Genomic DNA, 26,510 nt, shown 5'->3' on the forward strand with positions numbered 1-26,510 from the left:
GTTCGGATGACGTCCGTTGACGAGGCGCCCAAGCTGGGACCCAAGGTCGGCGCCCCCGCACGCGTGGAGATCTCCGACCGCGGCCGGGCCGAGCGCAAGCTGGGCCTGATCCTGTCCGCGCCCGCCGTGATCGTGATGCTGCTGGTCACCGCGTACCCGCTGGCCAGCGCCCTCTACCAGTCGCTGTTCAGCTACCGGATCACCGCGCCGGACGACCGGAGCTTCGTCGGTCTCGGCAACTACGTGACCGCGCTGACCGACGGCCTGTTCTGGCAGACGGTGTTCACCACCCTGGTCATCACCGTGGTCACGGTGGCGGTCGAACTGGTCATCGGGTTCGCGCTGGCGATGGTGATGCACCGGGCGGTCTTCGGCCGCCGGACGGTGCGGACCGCGATCCTGCTGCCCTACGGCATCGTCACGGTGATCTCGGCGTTCGCCTGGAAGTACGCCTTCGACGTCCAGTCGGGGTTCGTGAACTCCTGGTTGGGCCTGGGGGACTTCGCCTGGTTCTCCGAGCGCTGGGCCGCGCTGTCCGTGATCATCCTGTCCGAGATCTGGAAGACCACGCCGTTCGTGTCGCTGCTGCTGCTGGCCGGGCTGGCGCAGGTCCCCCGGGACCTGGGCGAGGCCGCGACGGTGGACGGCGCGACCGCCTGGCAGCGGCTGTGGCGGGTGACGATCCCGAACATGAAGGCCGCCATCCTCGTCGCGGTCCTGTTCCGCACCCTGGACGCGTGGCGGATCTTCGACAACGTCTTCATCATGACGGCCGGTCAGGAGAAGACCCAGGTGCTGTCGTTCCTGACCTACCAGCAGATCATCACCCGGACCGCGCTCGGCCTCGGCAACGCGGTCGGCGTTCTGCTGTTCCTTTCGGTGGTGCTGATCGCCGCCGTGTTCATCAAGGGATTCCGGGTGGATCTGTCCCAAGTGCGAGGTGATCGCTGATGGAGTCGGCACGCTCGAAATGGATGTGGATCGTCGCCTCGCTGCTGATCCTCGTCTGGACCGCGTTCCCGATCCTGTGGATCGTGATGCTGTCGTTCAAGAACCCCAGCGAGATCGGCAACGCCAAGGGCTTCCTCCCGAAGGACTGGACCTGGCAGAACTACGAGACGGTCTTCAAGACCGACCTGTTCACCTCGGCCCTGATCAACTCCATCGGGATCTCGCTGATCGCGACGTTCGTCGGGGTGGTGTTCGCGACCCTGGTCGCCTACGCGATCGCCCGGCTGGAGTTCCCGGGCAAGCGGCTGATCCTGTCGTTCGCGCTGGCCATCGCGATGTTCCCGGTGGTGTCGCTGGTCGGCCCGCTGTTCGACCTGTGGCGCAACATCGGGCTGTACGACACCTGGCCGGGGCTGATCATCCCGTACATCTCGTTCGCGCTGCCGCTGGCGATCTGGACGCTGTCGGCGTTCTTCCGCGAGATCCCGTGGGAGATGGAGCAGGCGGCGCAGGTGGACGGCGCCACCAGCTGGCAGGCGTTCCGGCGGGTGATCGTGCCGCTGGCCGCGCCCGGGGTGTTCACCGCGGCGATCCTGACGTTCTTCTTCTGCTGGAACGACTTCGTCTTCGGCATCTCGCTGACCTCGACCAGCAGCGCCCGGCCGGTGCCGGCGGCGCTGGCGTTCTTCACCGGCGAGTCGTACTTCGAGCAGCCCACCACCGCGATCTGTGCCGCCGCCGTGGTGGTCACGGTCCCGGTCGTGGTCATCGTCCTGTTGTTCCAGCGTCGCATCGTGGCCGGGCTGACCTCCGGCGCCGTCAAGGGATAGGGGTAGGGAGCCGATCATGGCCGCCATCACCATGAAGAACATCGTCAAGCAGTACGGCGACGGTTTCCCGGCAGTGAACGACGTCAGCCTGGACGTTCAGGACGGCGAGTTCATGATCCTCGTGGGCCCGTCCGGCTGCGGCAAGTCCACCCTGCTGCGGATGATCGTCGGGCTGGAGGACATCACCTCCGGCGAGATGCGGATCGCCGACCGGGTGGTCAACAAGATCGCCCCGCGCGAGCGGAACCTGTCGATGGTGTTCCAGAACTACGCGCTGTACCCGCACCTCACGGTGTACGAGAACATCGCCTTCCCGCTGCGGCTGGCGAAAAAGCCCGACGACGAGGTGGCCCGGCGGGTGAAGGAGACCGCCGAACTGCTGGAGCTGACCGAGCACCTGGAGCGCAAGCCGGCGAACCTGTCCGGCGGGCAGCGGCAGCGGGTCGCGATGGGCCGCGCGATCGTCCGGCAGGCCGACGCGTTCCTGTTCGACGAGCCGCTGTCGAACCTGGACGCCAAGCTGCGCGGCCAGATGCGCACCGAGATCGCCCGGCTGCAGAAGCGGCTCGGCGTCACGACGGTGTACGTCACGCACGACCAGACCGAGGCGATGACGCTGGGCGACCGGGTCGCGGTGCTCCGCAGGGGGGTGCTGCAGCAGGTCGGGAGCCCGCGCGAGCTGTACGAGGAGCCGTCCAACCTGTTCGTGGCCGGGTTCATCGGCTCGCCGTCGATGAACTTCCTGCCGGCGACGGTGGCGGACGGGCACCTGGAGACGCCGCTGGGCCGGTTCGAGATGGACGAGCGCAAGGCCGCCGCGGTGGCGGGCCGCGATGTGGTGCTGGTCGGGATCCGGCCGGAGCACTTCGAGGACGCCTCGCTCGTCTCCGACGAGAAGCGGGCGCGCGGCGCGGTCGTGCGGGCCCGGGTGGACGTGACCGAGTGGCTGGGCAACGAGCTGTACGCCTACGTCCCGTACGAGGCCCCGGAGGATCTGGCGGCGCAGCTGCGCGACCTGTCCCGGGAGCTGGACAGCGACCAGCTCCGCACCCAGGCGGTGGTGGCACTGGACGCGGCCAGCATGATCAATGCGGGTGACGAGACGGAACTGTGGATCGACACCGGCAGGGCGCACGTCTTCGACCCGGCGACCGGTGAGAACCTGACCCGGGACGAGGAGCACGTCGCCAAGCTGGGCCGCCGCGCCGACCAGGCACGGCAGGCGCAGCAGCGGGCCCAGCGGATCGAGCCCGAGACCGACGCGACCACCGCGGCCGACTAGCGTCATGCACTTCGTCTTCACGCCTCCAGCGGAGACGGCGGCGGGGCTGCTGAGCCTTCCGTGGCAGCAGCCGCTGGAGGCGTGGGACGACGACCGGCTGGTGGAGATCCGCCAGCGCGGGCTCTCCCGGCATGTCGTCCGGTTCGTCACGGACGAGGGCCAGGTGTACGCGCTGAAGGAGCTGGACGGGCGGCTGGCCCGCCGCGAGTACCGGCTGCTGCGGCGGCTGCGGGAGCTGGCGCTGCCCGCGGTCGAGGTCGTCGGCGTGGTCGTGGACCGAGGCGAGGGCATGGACGCGATCCTGGTGACCCGGTTCCTGGAGTTCTCCAGCTCGTACCGGGCGCTGTTCGCCAACCCGCGCGGCGGCCATCCGACCGACCGGCTCCAGGACGCCCTGGTGGAGCTGCTCGTGCGGCTCCACCTGGCCGGGTTCATGTGGGGCGACTGCTCGCTGTCGAACGTGCTGTTCCGGTTCGACGCGGGCGCGTTCGCCGCGTACCTGGTGGACGCCGAGACCGCCGAGCTCCATCCGGCGCTGACCAGCGGGCAGCGCCACTACGACGTGCAGCTGGCCCGGGAGCGGATCGCGGGCGAGCTGTTCGACCTGCTGGCGGCCGGGCAGCTGCCGACGCAGGTCGATCCGATCGGGGTCGCCGACGACACCGTCCAGCGGTACGAGGCGCTGTGGGACGAGCTGACCCGCGAGGAGATCCTGCGCCCCGAGGACCAGCGGTACCGGATCGCCGAGCGGCTGCGCCGGATCAACGGGCTGGGCTTCGACGTCGACGAGGTGGAGTTGGTGGACGCGGGCGAGGACGGCGCCCGGCTGCGAGTCCGTACCCGGGTGGCCGAGCCCGGACATCACCGGCAACTGCTGTTCACCCGTACCGGCCTGGCGGCGCAGGAGAACCAGGCGCGCCGGCTGCTGAACGACATCGCCAGCTACCGGGGCCATCTGGAACGCAGGAGCGGCCGTCCGGTGCCCGAGGTGGTGGCGGCCAACAAGTGGCTGGCCGAGGTGTACGAGCCTGTCGTGCGGGCGATCCCCGAGCAGCTGCGCGACCGGCTGGACGAGGTCGAGGTCTTCCACGAGGTCCTCGAACACCGCTGGTTCCTGTCGGAGCAGTCGGGCCGCGACATCGGCACGACGGAGGCCGCCCAGGACTATTTCCGCCACGTGCTGCCGCAGGTCCCAGACGAACTGACCGTCACCGCCGCGAAGGCGTCCCGCCAGAACCGGGCCTAACCGGACTCACGTACCGTACTTGGCCGCCATCAACGCGATCGTCGCCACCACGATCACCGTGGTCAGCGAACCGACGATCCAGAACAGCGCAAGCCGGTCCAGCTCAACCCTGGCGTCGGGGTTCTGGTGCTGGGCGACGTAGGCCCTGAAGAGCCGGGCGCGGACCGGGAAGAGCGCGACGGGGATGGCGGCGAACGCGACGCTGTACAGGAACAGGATCTCTGAGGACGGATTGGGCCGAAGCAGGTTCACCGCCAGCACGGCGCAGGCCAGTACGGGAGCCATGAAGTAGAACACCCGCAGCCGCCGCTCCAACGTGTCCCGCAGATCGTCGGGAAGATCGATGCCGAGCGGCAACGCTCCCATGCCGAGCATGAAGAACATCGTCGCCGCGAGCGCGATCAGACGCCAACCGAACTCGGAGGTTGAAAACAGCATCTTCCCCATCTTTCCGCCCCCGGTGTTGATCATCGTACTCGGTCCCACCGGTCCCGTTCCACGCCGACGGGCGATCCCGGGTCCGGCGACATCCGAGCTCCCGTCGAAGCCGACGCCGCCGCCCCGCTGATCATTTGGCTCCGGCGCGCTGCCGGGAGGGAGTCGAGACGGTGATCCTTTTGTCGATGGTCATGTTGCGTGTACCTCTCGCCGGGGGCGGTGGGTAGCCACGGAAACGCGGAGCATATCTGCCGCTTTTCCTGGATACCACGGTGACCTACCGTGTGGGTCGCCGAGGTCGACCCGGCCGAGTTCGATGAGTCGATCGCCGCGACCGCGCACCTGTTCCAAGCGAAAGTGCAGGCCGTTGGCCATCTGCGGGTGACGGCGATCGGCGACCGCGTGTTCTGCGTGCGGATCGACTCCGGTGACCTCGTCGATTGGAGGTACGACTACGACGCGCTCACCTACGCCGCCACTGACCCGCCGCCAGGTCTGGCCGATCTCATCGCCGCCTACCTCAAGCGGTTCGATCTGGTCTTCGGGTGCTTCGACTTCGCGCTACGGCCCGACGGCACCGCGGTATTCCTGGAATGCAATCCCAATGGTCAATGGGCGTGGTTGGAAGACGAGACCGGCCTGCCCATGACCGCCGCGCTTGCCGAGCTTCTCGAACGGGGACACGCATGACCGACGACAACGACACACGCGCCGCCTCGCTGCGGTATGCGCTCGCTGACGAACTCCAGCGGTCCGGCGACCTGCACTCACAGCAATGGCGGAGCGCTGTCGAACGGGTGCCGCGCCATCTGTTCGTGCCCGAGTTCTTCCGCTGGACCGATGGCCCCAACGGGGTCACCCTGTGGGCGCCGGTCAGTGGCGATCACGATCCGGACCGATGGCTCGACCTCGCCTACCGGAACGAGACCTTGGTGACGCAACTCGACCGGCACATCACCCCCCGCGATGTGACCGAGCCGGTCAGCGGTGACCCGACGTCGTCGTCGACGCTGCCCGGTCTGGTCGTTCGGATGCTGGAAGACCTCAATGTGGCCGACCACATGACCGTTCTGGAGATCGGCACAGGAACCGGGTACTCGACCGCGCTGATGTGCGACCGCCTCGGCGACGACAAGATCACCTCAATCGAGGTCGACCCCTCCGTCGCCGCAACCGCCGCCGCCGCGCTGCGGCGTGCGGGATTCGCGCCCAACCTGGTGAACGGCGACGGTCTCGATGGCGTTCCCGAGCGCGCTCCCATCGACCGCGTGATCGCGACCTGCTCGGTCCGGCAGATCCCCCGTACGTGGCTCGACCAGACCCGACCCGGAGGCCGGATCCTGGTCACCATTACCGGATGGCTCCGCGGGTACGGGCTCGCCATGTTGGACATGGGCGATGACGGGATCGCCGAGGGCCGGTTCCTGCCCGGAACGATCTCATTCATGATCGCTCGCCCGCAGGCGCCGCCGACGATCAGCGACGAGTGGCGGAGCACGGCGTTCGGGGCACTCGCCGATGCCGAACCCCGACCGGCCGTCGTCGGACCCGACATCCGCAAGGACTGGACCGGCACGTTCGTCGCACAGCTAGCCCTGCCCACTGCCCAAGAGCAGATGATCAGCATTGACGGCGGACCGTTCATCACCTACTACTTCGACACCGCGACCGGGTCCGCTGCCTCGCTCACACCCGAGCCCGGCGGCGGATGGACCGTTCGGCAGACCGGGCCGGTCCGTCTCTGGGACGCGGTCGAATCCGCCGTCGCCATCTGGCGCCGCGCCGGTTCTCCCGAGATCGACCAGTTCCGCATACGCACCGACGGTCACGAACAACTCGTGTGGCTCGACACCGCCGACGGCCCGGTGTCCTGGTCGCTGTGACAGACCAGAACGACGCCGCCAACCCGCGACCGGGTGGGGCGGCGTCGTTGTGCGGGGCGAGGTCAGGGTGACGATGTGGACTTTAACGATCTGTCGAAGGAACGGTGGCGCGTCGGTGTGCCTGGGGTCAGGTTGCGGAGGGGAGCGCGGGCTTGGGTGCGGTCTTGGCCAGTACTTCACGGAGCGCACGCACGGCGGGGCGGTCCTGCTGGCCGTATGGCACGGCGCGAAGCACGGTGTTGCCGGTCTCGGTGATCATTTGGCTCCGGTGTGCCGCCGGGAGGGAGTCGAGGAGCGTCGCGGCCAGGTGTGCGCCTTGGTCGGTGCCACCGTTCACGACGGTGCACAGCGCTTCGTGGAGCCGGACGTTGGCGTGGTACTGGTAGTCGAACGCAAGAACCAGGACGCGTTCACGGGCTTCGTCGGCTCCGGCTTCGTTCCCTGAGCCCGCATAGACCCAGCTCTCGGTGAAATGGACCTGGTCAGGAGTCCAGTAGGTGGGGAGCAGGGTGGAAAGAGAGTCGTCGGGCGTGGCGTCGGTGACGCCGCGCATCGTCTCTTGAGCCTCGGTGTGTCTGCCCAATAGGGACAGGGCTTTCGCCTCTGTCTTTGTGATCAGTGCAAGTCCCAAGGACGGCTTGTCCGATGCGAGGCGGCGGGCTCTCCGCGTCAGGTGGAGCACGGTTTCTGGGGAACGCTGGCCGTAGAGCCCGAAGCCCGCTTCGGAACCGCATACCAATAGGCGTAGTTGGAGGTCGCCGGTTGCGTCGGCGGCGGCCTTGGCCGTGCGCCACCAGCGGATAGCGGCACCGTGGTCGCCCAGTCGTGTCAGCGCGTTGGCATGCAGGGTCGACAGGGCGGCCTTGACCCGCTGTAGTTCGGTGAGGTCGGCGGCGTCGGCCGTGTCGATCTGGCGTCCGAGCGCGAGGAGATCGACCACCAGGTCCTGGCGTGCCTGTGCGGGCGGGCGGGTGCGGATGGCGTGCAGGTGGTCACCGCAGGCCAGGTGCCAGTCGTCCAGGTCGCGGGGGTCGGTGGTCATGGCGAGGTCCACCAGGTGCCGGGCCGTTTCGCCGGGTTGGAGGGCCCCCGCACCGATTCCCAAGGCGGCCATTTGCAGGAGTAGCCGACGCTCCATATCGCCCCAATCCGTGCTGCCTGGTTCCTCCACGGTAACGGCCGCCGGTCGCTTTTCGAGGGGCGGCGGGGCGGGGAACAGCTCCTCTTCGGGCTTGCCCAGGGCGAGGCAGTACAGCAGTTTGTACCGCTCACTCACGGCGTGGGCGCCGCGCTCGTGTCCTCGGATGGTGGTCTCGACGTGTTCCCGGTCGGGCAGCCGGACATGGGGTGGCGCGACTTCGCGGAACCGCGCGGCCAGGTCGGAGACGACCAAGCCCTGGGCTTTGCGTTCCGCGCGCAGGGTCGCGCCGGTGATCCTTTTGTCTGCGGTCATGGTGCGTGCATCTCTCGCCGGGGGCGGCGGGTAGCCGCGGAAACGCGGAGCGTATCCGCGGCTTTTCCTGGATACCACGGTGACGTGCGGCGGGTGCCCCGGATTCACTGAGACGTGACGGGGCGTGCACGGTCTGTGTGGGCCGATGCGGCGCGCGTCCCGTCCCGAAGACAAGGCGGCCCCGGACGCGACGATCAGAGCGTCGGCCGGGGCCTGACCGGAAGGAGAGTCCGGCTATGGCCAGTATGGCCCGACCCAACCCGCTCGCGCGGCTGGGCGCGCACTTGGGCGCGCACGGCTTCGCCGTCGACCTGACCGACCGCGGGTTGACGGTGTCCAACCCCGAGGTCGCCGGCTGCTGCCCCGAGGTGGCGCGCACCTCCGACACGATCACCTGCCGTTCGCGTCGGGAGGACGGTGGCAGGTTGTGGTTCTGGTCGTCGTGGGGTCAGCCGCTGGCCGAGGCCGACCACATCACCGATGCGTTGATCGCGGTGAAGATCAACCTCGCGGGTCGGGACACGGCAGAGGGCGGGCGGTGAGCGTGGCCGTGCCGTGGGCGGCGCTGGAAATCGACCCCGATCGGATCGTGGCCGAGCTGCGGCGCCGGTTCCCGGCGGCGCGGGCGTGGTACGGGGAGTTCACGGGCGCCTGGTGGGCCATCGCGCGGGATCGGTCGGGGAGGCACCTCTGGTGGAGGCGTCCGACCCGGCGGAGTTGGGGCGACGGCTGGAGGAGATCTGTGGCCGGGTGACGCCGCGGTTGTCCCGGGCGGCCTCGCAGACCGGCGCGGTGGCGCGGCCCGCGCCCTCGCCGTCCCGGGTGTCGCGCTCCGCCGTATGTCCGCGGCACGCTCGGGGGCGGGGTGAGGCGGCGTCCAGGGGCGGGTGGTGGCGGAGAGTGTTCCGCTGGTAGACCCCGTGGTCGGGCGGAGGCGCAGGGCCGAAATGCCTCGGCCCCGGGCATAGCCCGGGGCCGAGGACGGACGGAGGTCAGGCGGGGGCGCTGCCCTTCTTCCACTTGTCGAAGGGCATCTGCCAGAAGCTCCAGCCGTTGTCGTACTCCAGGCCGCGCTTGGTGCCCTTGATGTCGACGATGTCGCCGGGCTGCACGTTCTTGTAGAACCAGATGGCGTCCTTGGCGGGCTGCCGGACGCAGCCGTGGCTGCAGTTCTGGTTGCCGAGGCAGTACTCCTGGCCGGAGGTCTGGTGCAGGTACTCGCCGCTGTTGGAGATCCGCACCGCCCAGTTGATCATCTCGTCGTAGTAGCCGGGGTCGCCCTTCTTGCGGCCGGGCGAGATCATCCGGGTCGGGTTGTTCTTCTCCATGGTCAGGTGGACGCCGCTGGTGGTGGTGTACTCGAGGGTGCTGGCGTTGCCGCCGCTGATCGGGACGGTGCGGGCCTTCTTCCCGTCGATGGTGACCACCATCTTGTGCTTCTTCATGTTGAGCTTGGCGATCCGGGAGGCGCCGATCTCGAACGTGCGGGTGAGGTTCTTGGTGCCGTAGACGTCCTTGGCGGCGCGCACCCCGGCCAGCCGCGCGTTCAGCGTGACCTTCTGGTGGGCGGGCCAGTAGTCCTTGGTGCGGTAGATGATCCGCTGGTCGCCCATCCACCGCCAGGCGCCCTCGACCGGCTTCTCGGCCTTGACCTCCAGCGCCTTCTCGACCAGTTCCTTGTTGCGCACGGCGCGGTCGAAGTCGAGGATGATCGGCATTCCGACGCCGTAGGTGTCGCCCTTGTTGCCCTCGAGGATCCAGTCCAGGGAGGCCGCGACGGTCTCCTTGGGCTTGAGCGTCTTGAACTTGCTGGCCGCCTGCGAGGCGGTGCCGATGGAGTTCTTGGCGGTGGCGTTCACCGTGTACTCCGTGGACGGCTTGAGCGTCCAGCGGGACCGCCACTGCGTCCGCTGGGCGTTGAAGTCACCGGGGACGGGCTTGCCGGCGGTCTGCACGTTGACCGCGTCCAGCGTGCCGCCCGCGGCCGTGACGACCACGCCCTTGTCCGGGCGGGCCTTCTCGGCGCCCTGGCCGGGGGTGATCGTCACCTTCGCCGCCGGGACCTTGGTGTCACCGCCCGCGGTGGTCCCCTCCCGGCTGGAGGAGCAGGCGGTCAGTGCCAGTGCTCCGGCCACCGCCACCGCCGCGGCCTTCCAACGTCGATTGCCCTTACTGATCATCCGCACCTGCGCCACCCCGAGCCGGCTTCCCCGTTATACCGATGAAGGTCCCTATTTGATGATGTTGCAAAAAATACCCGGTACGGGTGCCTGTGTCCCGGCGGATCAAGATTGCGATTTGCTATCGGTTGATCACACAGGTGTACGGGAGCACTACCGGGGCGTCTCCGGCCTGGTCAGTCTCGGGCCGGGAGGACGCGCCCGCGGACGTCGCCGAAGCCGATGCGGACCCCGTCCGGGCCGGGGGCGGTGGCGGAGATGACCACCTCGTCGCCGTCCTCCAGGAACGTGCGTTCCCGGCCGTTCACCTTGATCGGCTCCTTGCCGCCCCAGGTCAGCTCGATGAACGCGCCGCGCTGGTCGGGGCCGGGCCCGGAGATGGTGCCGGACGCGTACAGGTCCCCGGTACGGGCCGAGGCGCCGTTGACGGTCATGTGGGCCAGCATCTGCGCGGGCGACCAGTACATCTCGCGGTAGGGCGGGCGCGAGACGACCTCGCCGTTCCATTCGACGGCCAGGTCGATGTCGAGGCCCCACGGGCTGGCCTCCCGCAGGTACGGCAGGGGCTCGGGGTCCTGCGGCGGCGTGGGGACCCGTGCGTGCTCCAAGGCCGGCAGAGGAACCACCCACGCCGAGATGGACGTGGCGAAGCTCTTCCCGAGGAACGGGCCGAGCGGCACGTACTCCCACGCCTGGATGTCGCGTGCGGACCAGTCGTTCACCAGGACCGCGCCGAACACGTGCCGTCCGAAATCGGCACAGCCGATCGGGGTGCCCAGCGGCGAGCCCGCGCCGACGATGAAGCCCATCTCGGCCTCGATGTCGAGGCGCCGGCTCTCCCCGAACGTCGGCGCGCCCTCGCCCTTGCGCTGCCCCCGCGGACGGACGATGCCGGTGCCGGAGAGCACGACCGTCCCGGCGCGGCCGTGGTAGCCGACCGGCAGGTGCTTCCAGTTCGGCATCAGCGGCTCGGCGTCGGGCCGGAAGAGCCGTCCGAGGTTGGACGCGTGGTGCTCGGAGGCGTAGAAGTCCACGTAGTCGGCGACCTCGATGGGAAGGTGCAGGGTCACCGCGTCCACCGCGAAGACCGCGTCCTCGGGCACGCCGCCGCCGGACACCAGCTCGGTGATCCGCCGCCGCACCTCGCCCCAGCGCTCGTACCCCTGGGCCATGAACGCGTTGAGCGTGGGACGTGCGAAGACGTCGTCGCCGAGCGCGCGTGCGAGGTCCACGACCGAGTCGCCCACGCGGACGCCAACCCGCGGCGCCGTCCCCGACGTGGAGAACACGCCGTAGGGCAGGTTGGCGAGCCCGAACGGCGAGCCTTCCGGGATGGGGATCGTCCTCATGAGGGGTCTCCTTCTATGGCTTCCGCGACCAGGCCGAGGGCCGCCAGGTCGGTCAGGGGGTCGGTGATGCTGCACGTGCCGAACGACAGGAACCGGGCGCGGACCTGGGAGGCGTCCAGGTTGGTGATACCCACCGCCACACCCGTCCCATCCCTTCGGGCGAGGATCGCGGCCAGGTCCTCCTCCCCGGCGCCGCCCAGCGCGGCGTCGACGGCCAGCAGCAGGTTGAGGAACCCGTGCTGCTCGAAGCCGGTACCCGGGTCGGTGTTGCGGACGGCGTGGTGCAGCCCGGCGGTGGCCTTGAACGGGACGCCGGCGTCCACCACGGCCTTGATCGCGGCGGCCAGTTCGGTCTCGCCCGGGTGCAGCGCGGCCTCGACGCCGCCGGTGCGGAACTTGGCGCGGTAGGGAGTGCCGGGCAGCGCCGCGATGATCTCCGGGCGCCGCTCGTCCCGCGGGACCTCGACGAAGACCGGCACGCCTTCGGGCGCCCCGCGGTCGAGCGCGTCCCGCAGTTCGGCCGCGGGCAGGCCGGGCGGCACGGCGACCTCGATGCCCGCGAGCCGGACCGGCAGGGCGGCCGCCTCGGCCGCCACGTCCGGCAGCGCCCCGGGCCCGGCCGGGACGGTGACGACGAGGTCGAGGACCGGGCCGTCGCCGTCCAGCCGCGTGCCCAGCTCCTTCAGCATGGGCGCGGCCACGACGAACGAGCCCACCAGCGCCGCGTGCCGCGACGCCTTGTGCCGCAGGTGCGCCGGGACGGCCTCGGCCAGCGGCATCGACCCGGGCGGGAAGACGGCCGCGTCATCGCAAAGCCCAGCCGCGAAAGCCGGAATCGTCATGAGGTCTCCTTGCCCCGGCGGCCGGCCCACGTCCAGGCGTAGTCGGGGTCTTCGCAGGCCAGGCCGCCTTCGCCCAGTTCCAGCGGGCGGAAGGTGTCGACCATCACGGCCAGCTCGTCGAAGAACTCCACGCCGATGCTGCGCTCGTACGCGCCGGGCTGCGGCCCGTGCGGGTGCCCGCCCGGGTGCACCGAGACCGAGCCCTGGCCGATCCCCGAGCCCTTCCGCGCCTCGTAGTCGCCGCCGCAGTAGAACATGATCTCGTCGGAGTCCACGTTGGAGTGGTAGTACGGCACCGGGATCGACCGCGGGTGGTAGTCGACCTTGCGGGGGACGAAGTTGCAGACCACGAAGTTGTGGCCCTCGAACACCTGGTGCACGGGCGGCGGCTGGTGGACCCGGCCGGTGATCGGCTCGAAGTCGTGCACGCTGAAGGTGAACGGGTAGAGGCAGCCGTCCCAGCCGACGACGTCGAAGGGGTGCTCGGCGTACACCAGCCGGGTGCCGTCGAGGCCGCGGGACGTGCGGTGCTTGACCAGCACCTCGACATCGGTCCCGGTGGCGCGCAGGACGTCGGCGGGGCCGTGCAGGTCGCGTTCGCAGTACGGGGCGTGCTCGAGGAACTGCCCGAAGCGGGACAGGTACCGCTTGGGCGGGGCGACGTGCCCGGTGGCCTCGATGACGTAGGCGCGCAGCGGCCCCTCGCCCTTGGGCAGCCAGCGGTGCGTGGTCGAGGTGGGGATGACGACGTAGTCGCCCGGCTTGGCGTCGAGGGCGCCGAAGACGGTCTCGACGGTGGCCTCCCCGGACTCCACGTACACGATCTCGTCGCCGGTGGCGTTGCGGTAGAGCGGGGAGTCGGCGGTGGAGACGGCGTAGGACAGCCGGACGTCGGCGTTCCCCAGGATCAGCCTGCGGCCGGTGACGACGTCCGCCGCGGCCCAGGCGTCCTTGGGGAACAGCTCGTGCAGCCGCAGGTGGCGCGGCTTGAGCGGGTGGTTGGGCCGGGTCGACGCGTCGGGGATCTCCCACGCCTGAGAGTCGACGATCGCCGCCGGCAGGCCCCGGTGGTAGAGGAGCGAGGAGTCGGAGGAGAAGCCCTCCTCGCCCATCAGCTCCTCGTAGTACAGGCGGTCGGGGGAGTCCGCTCGCGGGAACCGGGTGTGCCGCTTGGCCGGGACCTCGCCGACCCGGCGGTAGTGCGCCATGCCAGACCTCCTCCAAGGAACTAGTTAATGCATTTACTATCTTCCGGGCATGGAACGGCGTCAAGCCCTGTGCGAAGCGGGTTCAGCTGCGTTCGCGCACGTCGAACTGGTCGCGGTTGGCGATCAGCTTGTCCAGCAGCATGATCAGGATGCGCTGCTCGGTCTCGGTGAGGACGGACGTCCACTGGTGCTCGCGCTCGTTCTGCGCGGTGAACACCTCCAGCATCGTGCGCCGCCCCCGCTCGGTCAGCGACAGCAGCACCGCGCGGCCGTCCCGCTCGCCCGGCGAGCGCGCCAGCAGCCCGTCCGCCACCAGCGGCTTGGCCAGGTTGGACACCGCCGCCCGGCTCATCCCCGCCACCGTGGCGGCGCGCCGCGACTCCAGCGGACCGGCCAGCCAGATCACGAACAGCAGCCGGAAGCCCGCCCAGGACAGGCCGCGCGGCCGGTGCACGGCCGCCTCCAGGTCATAGGTGACGATCATGGAGGTCCGGTTGAGGGTGAGCAGCACCTGGGTGGCCAGCCGGTGCGGGAACCCGAACTCCTCCGACAGCCGCCGGTCGGCCAGCTCGACGAAGGACCAGAAGTCCAGGTCCGGGGCCGCGGCCCCGTTCGCCTCGGCGGCGGGCGACGCGCCCGCCGCCGGAGCGTCGTCCTCGTCAGCGGCCATGCGAACACCCTAGCCCCGCCGCCGACGAGATGATTCATGCATGTACTAGTTTTTCGCGTCCTTCTTCGGGAGCCGAAGGAAGGCCAGCATGATCGCGCAGAGCACCAGGCAGCCGATCGGGAAGTAGAGCCCGATCGTGGCGTCGTCCGCGGTGGCGTTCTTGCCGATCACGTACGGGCCGAAGAACCCGCCCAGCGCCGCGATCGAGTTGATCGCCGCCAGCCCGACCGCCGTGCGCTCCCGCGACAGCACCCGGGACGCCATCGCCCAGTACGGCGCCATGTAGCCCAGCACCCCGACCGCGACCAGCGACAGGCAGGTCAGCGCCGGCACCGGATCGTGCCGGAACTGGATCGTTCCGAACAGGCCCGCCGCGGCCAGCAGCATCAGGGCGATCACATGCCAGCGCCGTTCGCCCGTCCGGTCGGAGTTGCGGGCGACCAGCAGCATCCCGACCGCGCCGACCAGGAACGGGATCGCGCCGAGGAACCCGATGTTGGTCGCCGAGTACGACGGGTCCATCTGCTTGACGATCTGCGGCAGGAAGAACGTGAACCCGTACAGGCCGCAGGCGGCGAAGAAGTTGGCCACCGCCAGGTACAGCACCTTCGGGTCGCGGATCACGCGCAGCTCGGCCAGCGCGCCTCCCTTCTCCTCCGGGACGTACTCCTTGCCGATCTCGGTGTCCAGCCAGGTGCTCTCGGCTTTGCTGAGGAAGCGCGCCTTGGCGGGCACGTCCGGCAGGTAGAACAGGACGATCACGCCCAGCGCCACCGCGGGCAGCCCCTGCAGGATGAACACCCACCGCCAGCCGCTCATGTCGAACCACTGCACGTGGTCGAGGATCAGCCCGCCGGTGAGGCTGCCCAGGATCATCGCGATCGGCTGCGCGAGCGCCAGCGCCGCGATGGCGCGGCCCCGCTCCCCGGACCGGAACCACAGCGTCATGTAGAGCAGCAGGCCCGGGAACAGGCCCGCCTCGGCCACGCCCAGCAGGATCCGGGCGACGTAGAGCTGGGTGACGCTGTGCACGAAGCCGGTTCCGACGGTCACCAGCCCCCAGGTGATCGCGATCCGGGCCAGCCACAGCCGGGCGCCGATCCGCTTCATGACCATGTTGCTGGGGATCTCGAACACCACGTACGCCAGGAAGAAGATCGCCGCCGCGGTGCCGAAGACGGCCGCCGTGATGGCCAGCTCGTGCTCCATGCCGAGCTGGGCGTAGCTGATGTTGGCACGATCCATGTAGTTGAAGACATAGAGCAGGCCGACGATCGGCAGGATGCGCGTGGACACCTTGCGGACCGTGCGGGCGCCGATGTCGGCGTCCGGAGCGGCGGTCTTGGGGGGTGGGGCCATGTCGTTCGTACTCCTAGAACTGGGAGGGGGTGGGGAGTCCTGCGTTGCGGCCCGCGATGCGGCCCATGGTCAGCGCGTTCGCGACGGCGTTGCCGCCGCCGACGTACCGCGGGCCGAGCACTCCGGCGCCGGCCTCGCCCGCGGCGTACAGCCCCGGGACGACCGCGCCGCGCGCGTCCAGCACCTCGGCGGACGGGTTGATCTCCAGCCCGGCGTGCGTGCACACCAGCTCGGCGGGCAGCGTCCGGACCGCGTAGAACGGCGGCTCGGCGATCGGGTCCGGCGGGCCGTCCGACCCCTTCGCGGCCAGCGTACGGTGCCGCAGGAAATCGTCGTCCCGCCCGCGCGGGAGCTGCTCGTTCCAGCGGGCGACGGTGGCGGCCAGCGCGTCCGCCGGGACGCCGATCAGCGCGGCCAGCTCGTCCAGGCTCCCGGCCCGCGCGGTACGGCCCGCCTCGGCCTCGGCCCGGACGACCTGGGGCGTCCAGTGCGCGTACCCGGCGGGCAGCCCCAGCCGGGCCCGCTCGTCGAAGACCGCCCAGACCGGGCCGGGCTGGGCGTCGATGATCCCGCCCGACACCGCGTAGGAGGCGTCCTCGTCCATGAACCGGCGGCCGTGCCCGTTCACGTGCACCCGCGACCGCGGCGGGAAACCGGACTGCCAGTGGTGCAGCCGCTGGAAGTAGGCGGTCGGCATCAGCAGTCCCCACTCCGCGCCGGTGACCGCCGCGCCGACCTGCTCGCCGAACCGCAGATGGTCGCCGCGGCTGCCGGGCGCCGCCACCACGAACAGCGCGTCCCCGGCCCGTCCGGCCGCCGGGTAGTAGCGCTCCAGCAGCCCGGGGTCGTGCGCGAAGCCCCCGCTGGCGACCACGACGGCGCCGGCCCGGACCTCCAGATCGTCGGCCACCACGCCGACGACCCGGCCGTCCTCCTCCAGCAGCCGCTGCACGCGGGTGCCGAGCACGACCTCCACACCGCTCGCCCGGCACGCCTTCGCGAGCACCTGGACGAGCCCGAGCCCCTGGTCCTTGGGGACGTGCCCGCGCCAGACGTCCTCCACCCCCGCCTGGCACAGCCCCGGCATGTGCGCGTGGTGCGACACCGCCGCGGGGATCTCCACGCCGAGCCCGATGAGCCACTCCAGCGTCGGCCCGGCCTGCTCGCAGAACGTCCTGATCAGCCCGGGGTTGAGCATCCACTGGTTGAGATCCATGTAGTGCTGGAAGAACCGCTCGGCCGAGTCCTCGATCCCGAGCCCGGCCTGCACGCTCGTCCCCGCCGCGGTGAACAGCCCCGCCGACAGCTGCGTGGACCCGCCCAGCTCCCGCTCCGCCTCCAGCAGCAGCACCGAGGCGCCGAGCTCGGCCGCCGAAGCCGCCGCCGCCAGACCGGCGCCCCCACCACCCACGACGATCACGTCAGCGTCCACTGGAGGCACCTCCGGAATCGGCGGTGATGCGGTGGTAGAGGCCGTTGGAGACCAGGCCGCCGTCGACGGTGACCTCGCTGCCGGTCATGTAGGTGGAACGGTCCGACAGCAGGTGCAGGACGACGTCCGTCACCTCCTCGGGACGGGCCGTGCGGCCCGCCGGGATGCTGGCGACGGCGGACTCCACGAACGCGTCCGCGCCGTCCAGCAGCGGGGTGTCGACCAGCCCCGGATGCACGGAGTTGACCCGGATGCCCCACTTGGCGAAATTGCCGGCGGCCGACTTCGACAGCCCGGTCAGGCCCCATTTGCTGGACGAGTACGCGGGGGAGAAGTAGCCGATCTGCCCGGAGATGGAGGAGATGTTCACGATCGAGCCGCCGCCCGAGTCGCGCATCAGCCCCGCCACGGCCTTCATCCCGTAGAACGGGCCGAACAGGTTGATCCGCAGCACCAGCTCCCAGACGTCGTCCGGGGTGTCGAGGAAGTCCAGCCGCCGCGAGATCCCGGCGTTGTTGACCAGGCCGCCCAGCTCGCCGCGCGCGGCGTGGATCTCCTCGACCACGCGGGCCCAGGCCGCGGGGTCGGTGACGTCGAGGGCGTGGCCGCTCGCCGAGCCGCCCGCCGCCCGGATCTCCGCGACGACCGGGCCGGTGTCGGCGACGTCCGCCGCGCACACGTGCACGCCCCGCGCGGCCAGCGCCCGGGCATGCCCGGCGCCCATGCCGCCGGCCGCGCCCGTGACCAGCACCACCGCCGGGTAGCGGACGGTCTCGGTGGCTTCAGACATGGCGGGAGCCGCCGTCCACCGCGATGCTGTGGCCGGTCACGTACCGGGCGCTGTCGGACAGCAGGAACAGCAGCGGGCCGAGGACCTCCTCCGGCGACCCGAGCCGGTGCAGCGGCACGACGTCGAGCGCGTGCTGGAGCGCGGCCGGGTCCTCCTTCACCCAGCGCGTCATGTCGGTGTCGATGTAGCCGGGCGCGAGCGCGTTGACGCGGATGCCCCGGTCGCCCAGCTCCACCGCCAGCGACTCGGTGAGGTGCGCCACCGCCGCCTTGGACGTGCAGTACGCGCCGCGTCCCTTGCGGACCCGTACCGCCGAGACCGAGGACATGTTGACGATCGCGCCGCCGGGGGACATGTGCCGCGCCGCGGCCTGCGCGCCGTACAGCACCCCTTCCACGTTGACGGAGAGGGTCGAGCCGATCTGCTCGGGCGTGATCTCCCCGACCGGCGCGTACGGGAAGACGCCCGCGTTGTTGACCCAGAAGTCGAGCCTGCCGAAGCGCTCCAGGGCGATCCGGGCCACGGCCTCGTGGTCCTCGGCGCGGGTCACGTCGATCCGCGCGGCGACCACCTTCCCCGGCCCCGCGATCTCCTGGGCCGTCGCCGCCATGGCCGCCTCGTCGATGTCGGCGCCGACGACGTCGACGCCGCGTGCGGCGAGTCCGGCGGCGAACCGCGCGCCCATCCCGCGGGCGGCGCCGGTGACCACGGCGGCCTTGCCCGGGAACTCGGGGTACTGCGCGGTGATCGGGGCGTTCTGGACCCGGCCTGCCGGCTCGGTCATGCGTTCTCCTCGTTGCTCTGGTCGTCGCGGCGGACGGTGCGGCGCCGGATCAGCCAGCGGCCGCCGGTCCGCACCAGCTCGTCGGTGATCGTCGTCATCCGCTCCAGGCGGGACGGCCCGCCGGCCGGAGTGGTGACGATCTGCAGGTACGCGCGGACCGCGGCGCGGTCGCCGCCGGCCGACTCCACGAACAGGTCGGTGACGACATGCCGGGTCACCACCCCCGACGCGCGTGCGCCCGCGTGGAACCGCTCGGCGAACGCGGTCAGCTCCCGCGTCCCGATGACGGGCTCCGGGTAGGACGGCGAACGGAACTCCCCGTCGGCGGTGAACGTGGCCGCCCACTCCGCCGCGCGGCCCTCGTCGATCAGATGGCTCTGCGCGCCGTACAGCCGCTGGATGCGCAGCAGCGTCTCGGTGCCGATGTCGTCGAGCGGCATTTCGCCGGAACCTTCCCGCCGTACGATAATGTGTGCGATAATCGCACGCGACGTGCGATGTGCGAACACGGTAGGTAAGCTGCCTCACATCCGTCAAGAGGAGTGCCATGCCCGAGGCCGATTCCGGGATGTCGAAGACCCTGCACAACGGCCTGCAGATCCTGGAGTTGCTCGCCGACCACCCGCACGGGCTGTCGCTCACCGAGATCGCGGAGGCCGTCGGCGTCCACCGCACCGTGGCGCACCGCCTCGTCCGCACCCTGGAGGCCCACCAGCTGTGCCGGCGCGACCGGTTCAAACGCATCTCGCTCGGCACCGGCCTGGTCCGCCTGGCCGAGCCCGTCGAGCAGGACCTGCGCACCCTGGCCCGTCCCGTGCTGGAGGAGCTCACCGACGTCAGCACGTCCACCGCGCACCTGGTCGTGCGGGACGGCGACGACAAGGTGCGGATGCTGATGATCGTGCCGCCGCGCCGCGCCCGGATGCACGTCGCGTTCCGGCCCGGCCAGGTCGACCCCATCGACCGGGGCTCGGCGGGGCTGGCGATGCTGGCCGCGCTCCCGCCCGCCCCCGGCGAACGCGACGAGGTCGCCCTCGCCCGGCGCCGCGGCTTCGCCGTCTCCTACGGCGAGATCGCCACGTCGATCATCGGGATCTCCGCCGTCGTCCCCGGAGCCAGGACGCAGACCAGCATCGGCCTGTCCCTCTTCGAAGCCCCGGACGAGGAAGCACTGGGCCGCCTGGTCGTCGACGCCGCCACCCGGCTGGGGGGCCTCCTCCGCTGATCAGCCGTCGACGGTGAAGACGACCGCCCGCCCCGCCTCCGCCGCACGTGCGAAGAACTCCCGGACGTCCTCGAAGTTCTCCCACGTGTAGGCGAAATCCCGCTCCCCATGAGGCCCGGGGTACTCGTCGACGTCCATCGCGAAATAGCGCCGGCTGAACCGCTCACGGTCCAGGGAGGGCAGTGCCTGGGCGAGGGCGCGCACCTCTTCGGCGGTCACGTAAGCGACGAAATAGTCCTCGCCCTCGTACAGATCCCGCCCGCCCAGGATCACCGGGGAGAGGCCGTCGTCCTCCGCCGAAAGGCAGCGGTGGATCGCGTCCCACGCCTTGTCGCTCGGCATATGCCAGTGCGGGTCGGAAGTCTCCTCGATCTCCTCGATGACGGCCGCGAGCTCCTCGTCACCCTCAGCACCCAGAACCAGGCGTTCCTGCTCCTGATCCAGCGCGAAGTGCACTCCGAGACTCACGAACGCCCTCCGAGCTCCAGCCGGGCCGCGGCGGCCTCGGCGTCCGGGACGACGTCAAGGCCGCCCCACCGGACCGGCCACGCGAACCTTCGTCCCACCACCCATGCCAGCACCGAGTCGAGATCGCCCCGGTCTTCCCCGATCACCAGGGCCGCGCCGGGCCCCGCGGCCGGGGACGCCAGAGCGCACCACCGCCCGCCGTCCAGCGGGAACGGGTCGGCTTCGAACACGTCGTGCAGCGGCCCCTCCCACTCGGCGGGGGCCTCATTCTCGTCGTCCTCGTCGTCCCGGCAGCCGAACGTGTAGTCGCCCACGGCCTCACCCGTCCCGGCCCGGACGAACCGCAGCGTGCGCTCGCCGAGCACGGCCAGCACGTCGCCCGCACCCCACAGCACCGCCACCGACCCCTCCGGCACTGGGAACGACGCCGCCCGCGCCGCGGTGCCGACCAATGACCAGACCTCGACCCGGTCGTCGCCGGTCAGGCAGGCTCCGTGTGTTCCGGCCGGGGCCCAGGCCCACGGGCGTCCTTCATCGAAGAAGCCCCGGCCGGTGTGCTCGGTCGTGGCGATGCTCAGGTGGTGGAGCGGACGGCCGTTCTCGTCGTAGAGGGTGACGCCGCCGCCGTTGTCGGCCACGACGGCCAGCACTGGTGTGTTCCCGCGCATGCCCCAGTGAAGCGAGCCCTCCGGCCGCCGCACGGGCTCGCCGACCCTCTCACCGGTGTCGGCGTCGAACACGCGCAGGAACCCGCCGGTGACCGACGCCAGGCGCCGGTCGTCCGGGCTGAACTCCACAGGCGCGTCCGCCCGCGCCAGCCATCGCATCCGCCCGCCCGGCATGTCGATCGAGCACGCCCAGCCGCGGCCGTCGGATCCCAGCAGCCGGGTACCGTCCTTCGACCAATGCACCCGGGAGAAGAACCACTCACGACGGTTCAGGCGCCGCGCGAACTCCGCGGGGATCGGCTCGGGGAGCAACTCCGGTTCCGGACCGGCCGCGCCGTGCCCGGAGCCGGTGTAGAAGACTTCGCCCTGGTCGAGCGCCGCGACACATCCTTTCACCTCATGGTCGCTGCCCATCGAGATGTAGGCGCCGCTCCCGTCAGGTCTGAGTGCGAAGATCGGTGCCGCGTCCTTGCCGTTGGTCACGTCCGCGGACCCGAACGGGTTGAGGCGCTCGCCGAACGGGTCCCACACCCCGACCACGTTGGTGTTGAACGTCACCGCGACGCGGGTCCCGTCCGACGACCATCGGACCGTCTCGTATCCGGGCCAGCCGGGCCCATCCTCGATGCCGTCGATCCCGTTCACCGACCGCCCGGTCGCCATCTCCCAGATCTGCAGCGTGCCGGCATCGTCGTCCATGTCCCACCGGGCGGTCGCCAGCCACCTCCCGCACGGGCTCAACGCCTCGTCCATGAACGTGGCCCCCACATTGACGTAGGGGTGCCGCAGCCGCGCACCATGCTCGCGGAGCCGCGCCGTCGCAGCCCGGTGCTCGTCGGTGACACCCCGCTCGCGTTCCAGGGCTTCAAGCCGCGCACGCTCCTCCTCGAACCACGCGGGCACGGCGACGTCATGGCCGCCGCCGCTCACGACCGCGTCCATCAGCTCGGCCGCAGGGAGCACCGGAACCCCCTCGAACGCGTCGCCGAACCAGGCGAACGCAACGTCCCCTGGGCCGGACGGCCTCGCGCCCACCTCGGCACCGAGCTCCTCCAGCCGCCGCCGCATTTCCTCGGAAAGAAGAGGCGGGTCCAGCACGACCCGCTTACCTCGAACGTCCACGATCACGAACTCTTTCATGTCCCGCCCGTTGACCGAGCCGAGTCGGTCAACGGGCGGGAAACGGATTGTCGATGCCCGTTCCGCCAGGCGGCGGGACGGGCATCATCCCTGGTGGTTACAGGCTGCGTTGCACCACCTCGGCCACCGTTGCCGGGTCGGATGCCGGGGTGACGCCGTAGACGACTTCACCCTTGTCGATCAGTTCCACCGGCTTGTTTATGGCTTTGGCGACATTGACCGCATCCGCTGCGGTCTTTTCGGCGGACTGGTCCTTAGGAACGCTCATCCGCATGCTTTTCTCCTCCGGTTGGTGTGTGACGAGCTCCAACGACACTCATCGTTGATCGTCCCGGGTGACCTCGTGACGACAACAGAGGCGCCCTCCGCGCGGCCGAAGAGGGGGCGGCGCATGATGCTGTGCACGAACTTATGACTGGCAGCGCTTCATGCCTTCAGGGGCGTAGCACGGCACGTGTCCGAAAGACTCCAGCAGGTCCTGGCCGTGGCCTCTGATCATGTAGTTCAGGAAGCTCGAGGTCAGGGAGTCGGGGGCCGCCTTGCCGTTGGTGTAGGCGTACTCGATTTCGGTGAAGCGGTAGGTGTCGGCGCCGATCGTCTGGACCGAGGGCGGCTGACCGTCGATCTTCAGCGTGTGCAGGCCGCCCTTGTAGGTGGTGGCGGCCCGTAGCTCGCTGTAGCCGATGGCGCCCTCCACCCGGGCCACGGTCCTGAGTACCTGATCCGTGTCGCCGAGCTCGCAACGGACGATCTTGTCCTGTGCGGAGTTCGTGTTCTCGCAGTCTCGCGAGGTGAAGGACGGCTCACCTAGGCCGCCGAGGATCCGTTGGCGGAGCAGCTCGCGGGTGCCGGAGTCGGCGTCCCGGCTGACGAGGCGGATCGGGATGCCGGGGCCGCCGAGCTCTTTCCAGTTGGTGACCTCGGCCCGGTAGATCCTGCGTATCTGGTCGATCGTCAGATCGGTGAGGGTGACCGAGTTGTTGACCACCAGCGAGAAGGCCACGATGGCGACCCGGTCCGCCTTTACATCAGTAACGCTGGCCGGGTTGGGACCGTCTGATAGTGCGAGGATCGGCGGCGACGTCTGTGTCGCTCTCACAGCATCCCAATCGACCTTGTTGCTGCCGCCCGCGTTAAGGATGATCTCCGAACCCGAGCAGTCCGCCATATACCGTTGAGCGATTTTCCGCACGGTGGGGGCGAAGGCCGTGGAGCCGACCACCTGGAGCTTTCCCCTGGCGCAACCAATGGGAACTGGACGCCAGAAGACAATGATGCCCGACAGCAGGAGAAGGGAGACGGCGAGCAGCGCGGTGGTCCCCACGGCGAACCGGCTGAACAGGGGTGGTTTTTCGTCGATCGTGATGCTGCGGGTGGGCGCTACCCTGCCGTCCTGGATACCGCCACTGACCCGGATCTTCTTGCTGTCGACGGGGCCGTCGCTGAGCCACACGAGCAGCTTGAAGTGTTGGTCGGGGTTGAGTGGAACTCCTGGCAGGCGGATCGTATCGCCATCGTGTTCCAAGCCGTTCTGGTCATCGGGCGGAACGAGGTAGCTCAGCACATGTTCCGCGCCAGGGCCGGGGATGACCGTGACATCTCTGACCACACGGCCTGTGAAGACGACCTGGAGACCGTGATCGCGATTGGTGTAGTCGGTTCGGCGGATGCTGCTCGTACCATCGTTCTCGATGCGGAGAAGCACGAGGGTGGGGCTCGCGACGCCGGGTTGATCGATACCCGTGTCCATCTGCACCCGGTGGCCGATGCTTTTGCCTCGCCGCGTGCGGAGCTGGTACACGGCGCCGACGGTGGGCGCTATGAGCCCGAGCAGTGCGGTGATGATGGCAATGACGTTCTGGGGATCGTCGAGCCAGTTCACGTCCCCACGCCCCCGCAGACACTCCGTGATAGCGCCAATTCACTTAGCTGCTGGCTGCCCTTTAGTCGCGAGTAGTGAGTGTATGCGTTCTATAACCGGTATGTCCACGTCTGTCGCCGGGGTGATATGAACCGAGTGAACGGTTGGAGGTGATTGATTGAATGGCAGGTTAGCGCGCCATTACACCGCCACCAACAGCATCGGCCCGGCAGCCGACCACCACTTGCTAAGCGCGCTCCCTGGGTCGGGCGTACGCGCCTTTGTACTCCTTGAGCCACTCGGCGTCCCGCTGGTCCGCGGGCATTCTGCTGGGAGCATCGCCCAGCAGGTCGGCGGCATCGCGATAATCACCGATCTTGTTCTGGACGATGCCGATGTTGAGCTGGAAGAACGGCTCCGAGTACCAGTAGACCGGAGGTGGCGGCTCGATGCGTTCGGCGGCGCTTTCGGCCGCGGTGCCGAGGAGGCGCCGTGCCTGATCCGTTTCGCCGAGGGCGGCGTGCGCCTGTGCGGCCTGCAACTGGTCGAACGTCCGCTGGGTGGGATGGCCCCCCGGGCGTCGCCATGGCAGCGCACTGGTGCTTGGTGGGCGGTGACGGTCGATCGGTATGGGCGGCATCGGCTGTTGGAGGCGCGCACACCGGCTGAGCTGGGCCAGATGCTGGAGGCCGTTGTCGAAAATGATGGCGATATTCGGGGTTCGGGGTGGTTAGGCTGCTTGGCGGGTCGTAGCGCAGAGGTCGACGCACCCGGCCTGTCAAGCCGGGAGGACGCCGGTTCGAATCCGGTCGGCCCACTCAGTGCGTGGAGGAGGCATGGGCAGGTCCGGGCCGTTCGGAGCGAGGGTCGCCGGCTTCTGGGAGCGGGAGCGGCGGTACGAGGTGCCGCGGTGGCTGATCGAACGAGCGACCGAGCGGAGGCTGGCCGGGGACTGGCGGGGCGCGTGCGCGGCGGTCGGCCTCGGCGTCAAGTTCGACCTGCGGGACGTGGCCGCTCAGCATGGCGCCGACGTCGCCGAGGCGCTCGCGGACGATCTCCTCAATCTGGCCCCTGACCTGTTGCGCTGGCATACGTCCGGGGACGCGGACCAGTATGCGCTGGCCGCGTACGGCGATCTCCGGCTCTTCACTGGGCGTGGGAACGAGTTGAAGTTCGGGCACGCGCCACCGGAGCTCCTCCTGGCCCCGGGGTACATGTGGGACGTGCGGCGGTCCGGTGAGATCCTGGCCCGGAACGGTGGGGTAGGGCGGGCGCCGTTTTTCGAGGCGGACGGTACGCCGCGCAAGCCCCCGGAGGGGCCCGGCGATGATCCGGTGGAGCGGGCCGAGCGGGTCACCGCACTTCAGGACCGGGGGCTTGTGGACGAGGCGTTTGCGGAAGCGGGGATCGAACTCCGGCTCCACGAGGAGGATGCCGAGGATCTGGACGAGAGGCGGCGACGGCTGGGCCTGCTGCCGATGGCCTTGTACCGGATCGAGCCGGAGTTGCGGCGGCTGGGCGGCGGCCGCTTTCTCGTGACTCATTCGATGTGGCCTTTCGGCCCGTCACCCATCCGGTACGGGTACCACGTGATGAGCCTGCTGCTGGAGACCGTGGACGGCGGCGTGCGGGCCACGTTCCTGCGGCACAGTCGCGATGGTGGGCTGGAACCGGCGCTGGCGTTGCCGGAGGCGTTCTGGCACCGGTCTCCGGACCTTGAGTTGGTGCGGGCCGGGCGCCTCGCTCCGGAGGAGTTGCATCCGCTCGTGCGGGAGGCGTTCTTCCCGGAACTGCGCATGGCCGGACCAGGCGGCCCGGGGGACTCCCCACCGCCCAGGGTCGCGCGGGTGCGGTGCCGGGGCGAGTGGCACGAGGTGTCGTTCGAGCGCGGATTCCTGCACCTCCATAGGCACACCGACGAGGAGCGGCGGCGAGAGTTGGCGTTGCGCGCTCTCGGTGGCAAGGTCACCGGGTGCTTCGCCGTTCGCCGGACGTGGGACGGTGCCGGGTTCCTGCCGCGCGCTCTGCGGGAGCAGCGGCGGGAGTTGTTCCGCCGGGTCGAGTGCGGTGACGCCGAGGGCGTGCTGCGCTGCTTGGACGCGGGCTACGACCCCTTCACGCTGGACGGGGACGGCAGATCGCTGATGCATTTCCTGTACCTCATGGACCACACGGTGCTGTTTCCCCGGCTGCGGGCCGAGGGACTCGACTTAGAGGCGCGGGACGCCCGGGAGAGGACGCCGTTATTGGCCGCCGTCGAAGGCCGTGCTCCGGCGGCGCTCGTCCGGACGCTGGTCGATGCCGGGGCACGGACCAACGCACGGAGCACGAAGATGTGGGCCGCGCGGACCGCGGCGCAGGTCGCGGCCCGCGACAAGCGCACCGACCTGGACTTTCTCAACTGAAAGGGCGCGGGCGGGGCGTCGCGGAGGGCGAGTGGGGTGATGTTCG

General features: G+C 69.9%; 27 protein-coding genes and 1 tRNA gene. 11 read left to right on the forward strand and 17 right to left on the reverse strand.

What is annotated here, in order from left to right:
* Positions 1-6: 6 nt before the first annotated feature.
* From ABD340_RS00540 to ABD340_RS00555, 4 genes are read left to right on the forward strand one after another with little or no spacing between them, the layout of a single operon-like run.
* Positions 7-951: a carbohydrate ABC transporter permease gene (locus ABD340_RS00540; RefSeq protein ID WP_344586248.1), complete on the forward strand. Its 945-nt coding sequence runs from the start codon at positions 7-9 to the stop codon at positions 949-951.
* Positions 951-1,781 carry a carbohydrate ABC transporter permease gene (locus ABD340_RS00545; RefSeq protein WP_344586249.1) on the forward strand — a complete coding sequence of 277 codons (831 nt, stop codon included), beginning with the start codon at positions 951-953 and terminating at the stop codon, positions 1,779-1,781. Before ABD340_RS00540 ends, ABD340_RS00545 begins: the two co-directional genes overlap by 1 nt.
* Before the next feature lie 16 nt (positions 1,782-1,797).
* Entirely contained in the window at positions 1,798-3,063 is a 1,266-nt protein-coding gene (locus tag ABD340_RS00550) for an ABC transporter ATP-binding protein (RefSeq protein ID WP_344586250.1), read from the forward strand.
* A 4-nt stretch (positions 3,064-3,067) separates the two neighbouring features.
* Positions 3,068-4,309 carry a DUF4032 domain-containing protein gene (locus ABD340_RS00555; RefSeq protein ID WP_344586252.1) on the forward strand — a complete coding sequence of 414 codons (1,242 nt, stop codon included), beginning with the start codon at positions 3,068-3,070 and terminating at the stop codon, positions 4,307-4,309.
* A gap of 6 nt (positions 4,310-4,315) precedes the next feature.
* Here ABD340_RS00555 and ABD340_RS00560 read toward each other — a convergent pair whose 3' ends face one another.
* Complete coding sequence (locus tag ABD340_RS00560; protein ID WP_344586253.1) at positions 4,316-4,780, reverse strand: hypothetical protein; 465 nt, start codon at positions 4,778-4,780, stop codon at positions 4,316-4,318.
* 249 nt (positions 4,781-5,029) lie between these two features.
* Between ABD340_RS00560 and ABD340_RS00565 the strand changes: the two genes are divergently transcribed.
* Positions 5,030-5,437 carry an MvdC/MvdD family ATP grasp protein gene (locus tag ABD340_RS00565; RefSeq protein WP_344586255.1) on the forward strand — a complete coding sequence of 136 codons (408 nt, stop codon included), beginning with the start codon at positions 5,030-5,032 and terminating at the stop codon, positions 5,435-5,437.
* The gene (tgmC, locus tag ABD340_RS00570) at positions 5,434-6,630 is read left to right on the forward strand and encodes an ATP-grasp peptide maturase system methyltransferase (protein ID WP_344586256.1); all 1,197 of its coding nucleotides are present in this window, start codon (positions 5,434-5,436) and stop codon (positions 6,628-6,630) included. The genes ABD340_RS00565 and tgmC overlap by 4 nt, the downstream gene beginning before the upstream one ends.
* Before the next feature lie 127 nt (positions 6,631-6,757).
* Here tgmC and ABD340_RS00575 read toward each other — a convergent pair whose 3' ends face one another.
* Positions 6,758-8,083: a tetratricopeptide repeat protein gene (locus ABD340_RS00575; RefSeq protein ID WP_344586258.1), complete on the reverse strand. Its 1,326-nt coding sequence runs from the start codon at positions 8,081-8,083 to the stop codon at positions 6,758-6,760.
* Positions 8,084-8,319: 236 nt separating this feature from the next.
* Between ABD340_RS00575 and ABD340_RS00580 the strand changes: the two genes are divergently transcribed.
* On the forward strand, positions 8,320-8,625 hold the full coding sequence (locus ABD340_RS00580) for a hypothetical protein (RefSeq protein WP_344586259.1): 306 nt from the start codon (positions 8,320-8,322) through the stop codon (positions 8,623-8,625).
* Positions 8,622-8,837 carry a hypothetical protein gene (locus tag ABD340_RS00585; RefSeq protein WP_344586260.1) on the forward strand — a complete coding sequence of 72 codons (216 nt, stop codon included), beginning with the start codon at positions 8,622-8,624 and terminating at the stop codon, positions 8,835-8,837. Before ABD340_RS00580 ends, ABD340_RS00585 begins: the two co-directional genes overlap by 4 nt.
* Positions 8,838-9,075: 238 nt before the next feature.
* Here ABD340_RS00585 and ABD340_RS00590 read toward each other — a convergent pair whose 3' ends face one another.
* The 10 genes from ABD340_RS00590 to ABD340_RS00635 form a co-directional block, all read right to left on the reverse strand.
* Entirely contained in the window at positions 9,076-10,263 is a 1,188-nt protein-coding gene (locus ABD340_RS00590) for a L,D-transpeptidase (RefSeq protein ID WP_344586536.1), read from the reverse strand.
* 176 nt (positions 10,264-10,439) lie between these two features.
* Positions 10,440-11,612: a fumarylacetoacetase gene (gene fahA / locus ABD340_RS00595; protein WP_344586261.1), complete on the reverse strand. Its 1,173-nt coding sequence runs from the start codon at positions 11,610-11,612 to the stop codon at positions 10,440-10,442.
* Entirely contained in the window at positions 11,609-12,454 is an 846-nt protein-coding gene (locus ABD340_RS00600) for a hypothetical protein (protein WP_344586262.1), read from the reverse strand. The genes fahA and ABD340_RS00600 overlap by 4 nt, the downstream gene beginning before the upstream one ends.
* Entirely contained in the window at positions 12,451-13,662 is a 1,212-nt protein-coding gene (locus ABD340_RS00605) for a homogentisate 1,2-dioxygenase (RefSeq protein ID WP_344586263.1), read from the reverse strand. The genes ABD340_RS00600 and ABD340_RS00605 overlap by 4 nt, the downstream gene beginning before the upstream one ends.
* Before the next feature lie 82 nt (positions 13,663-13,744).
* Entirely contained in the window at positions 13,745-14,332 is a 588-nt protein-coding gene (locus ABD340_RS00610) for a MarR family winged helix-turn-helix transcriptional regulator (protein WP_344586264.1), read from the reverse strand.
* Between the two features lie 45 nt (positions 14,333-14,377).
* Positions 14,378-15,691 (reverse strand): MFS transporter, encoded by a 1,314-nt coding sequence (locus ABD340_RS00615; RefSeq protein WP_344586265.1) that lies wholly within the window; start codon positions 15,689-15,691, stop codon positions 14,378-14,380.
* A gap of 13 nt (positions 15,692-15,704) precedes the next feature.
* Positions 15,705-17,123 carry an FAD-dependent oxidoreductase gene (locus ABD340_RS00620; protein ID WP_344586266.1) on the reverse strand — a complete coding sequence of 473 codons (1,419 nt, stop codon included), beginning with the start codon at positions 17,121-17,123 and terminating at the stop codon, positions 15,705-15,707.
* Complete coding sequence (locus ABD340_RS00625; protein WP_344586267.1) at positions 17,113-17,913, reverse strand: SDR family NAD(P)-dependent oxidoreductase; 801 nt, start codon at positions 17,911-17,913, stop codon at positions 17,113-17,115. The genes ABD340_RS00620 and ABD340_RS00625 overlap by 11 nt, the downstream gene beginning before the upstream one ends.
* The gene (locus ABD340_RS00630) at positions 17,906-18,697 is read right to left on the reverse strand and encodes an SDR family NAD(P)-dependent oxidoreductase (RefSeq protein WP_344586268.1); all 792 of its coding nucleotides are present in this window, start codon (positions 18,695-18,697) and stop codon (positions 17,906-17,908) included. The genes ABD340_RS00625 and ABD340_RS00630 overlap by 8 nt, the downstream gene beginning before the upstream one ends.
* On the reverse strand, positions 18,694-19,137 hold the full coding sequence (locus ABD340_RS00635) for a nuclear transport factor 2 family protein (RefSeq protein ID WP_344586269.1): 444 nt from the start codon (positions 19,135-19,137) through the stop codon (positions 18,694-18,696). Before ABD340_RS00635 ends, ABD340_RS00630 begins: the two co-directional genes overlap by 4 nt.
* 107 nt (positions 19,138-19,244) lie before the next feature.
* Here ABD340_RS00635 and ABD340_RS00640 point away from each other — a divergent pair, with 107 nt between their 5' ends.
* Positions 19,245-19,922, forward strand: a complete 678-nt coding sequence (locus ABD340_RS00640; RefSeq protein WP_344586271.1) for an IclR family transcriptional regulator — start codon at positions 19,245-19,247, stop codon at positions 19,920-19,922.
* Here ABD340_RS00640 and ABD340_RS00645 read toward each other — a convergent pair whose 3' ends face one another.
* The 5 genes from ABD340_RS00645 to ABD340_RS00665 all read right to left on the reverse strand — a co-directional run bounded on the left by ABD340_RS00645 (position 19,923) and on the right by ABD340_RS00665 (position 24,600).
* Positions 19,923-20,390, reverse strand: coding sequence for a YfbM family protein (locus ABD340_RS00645; RefSeq protein WP_344586272.1), 468 nt, complete (start codon positions 20,388-20,390; stop codon positions 19,923-19,925).
* Positions 20,387-22,198: a WD40 repeat domain-containing protein gene (locus ABD340_RS00650; protein ID WP_344586273.1), complete on the reverse strand. Its 1,812-nt coding sequence runs from the start codon at positions 22,196-22,198 to the stop codon at positions 20,387-20,389. The genes ABD340_RS00645 and ABD340_RS00650 overlap by 4 nt, the downstream gene beginning before the upstream one ends.
* 97 nt (positions 22,199-22,295) lie before the next feature.
* Positions 22,296-22,472: a hypothetical protein gene (locus ABD340_RS00655; RefSeq protein ID WP_344586274.1), complete on the reverse strand. Its 177-nt coding sequence runs from the start codon at positions 22,470-22,472 to the stop codon at positions 22,296-22,298.
* Between the two features lie 135 nt (positions 22,473-22,607).
* Positions 22,608-24,080 carry a PstS family phosphate ABC transporter substrate-binding protein gene (locus tag ABD340_RS00660; protein WP_344586275.1) on the reverse strand — a complete coding sequence of 491 codons (1,473 nt, stop codon included), beginning with the start codon at positions 24,078-24,080 and terminating at the stop codon, positions 22,608-22,610.
* Between the two features lie 226 nt (positions 24,081-24,306).
* Positions 24,307-24,600, reverse strand: coding sequence for a hypothetical protein (locus ABD340_RS00665; RefSeq protein ID WP_344586276.1), 294 nt, complete (start codon positions 24,598-24,600; stop codon positions 24,307-24,309).
* Positions 24,601-24,802: 202 nt separating this feature from the next.
* On the opposite strand from ABD340_RS00665, the gene ABD340_RS00670 reads away from it, so the two are divergent.
* Both ABD340_RS00670 and ABD340_RS00675 read left to right on the forward strand, forming a co-directional pair.
* A tRNA-Asp gene (locus tag ABD340_RS00670) sits at positions 24,803-24,877 on the forward strand.
* 18 nt (positions 24,878-24,895) lie between these two features.
* Positions 24,896-26,464: a hypothetical protein gene (locus tag ABD340_RS00675; RefSeq protein WP_344586277.1), complete on the forward strand. Its 1,569-nt coding sequence runs from the start codon at positions 24,896-24,898 to the stop codon at positions 26,462-26,464.
* Positions 26,465-26,510: the final 46 nt, after the last annotated feature.

Origin of the sequence: Actinomadura vinacea, from assembly GCF_039532545.1 — a bacterium.
GTDB lineage: Bacteria > Actinomycetota > Actinomycetes > Streptosporangiales > Streptosporangiaceae > Spirillospora > Spirillospora vinacea.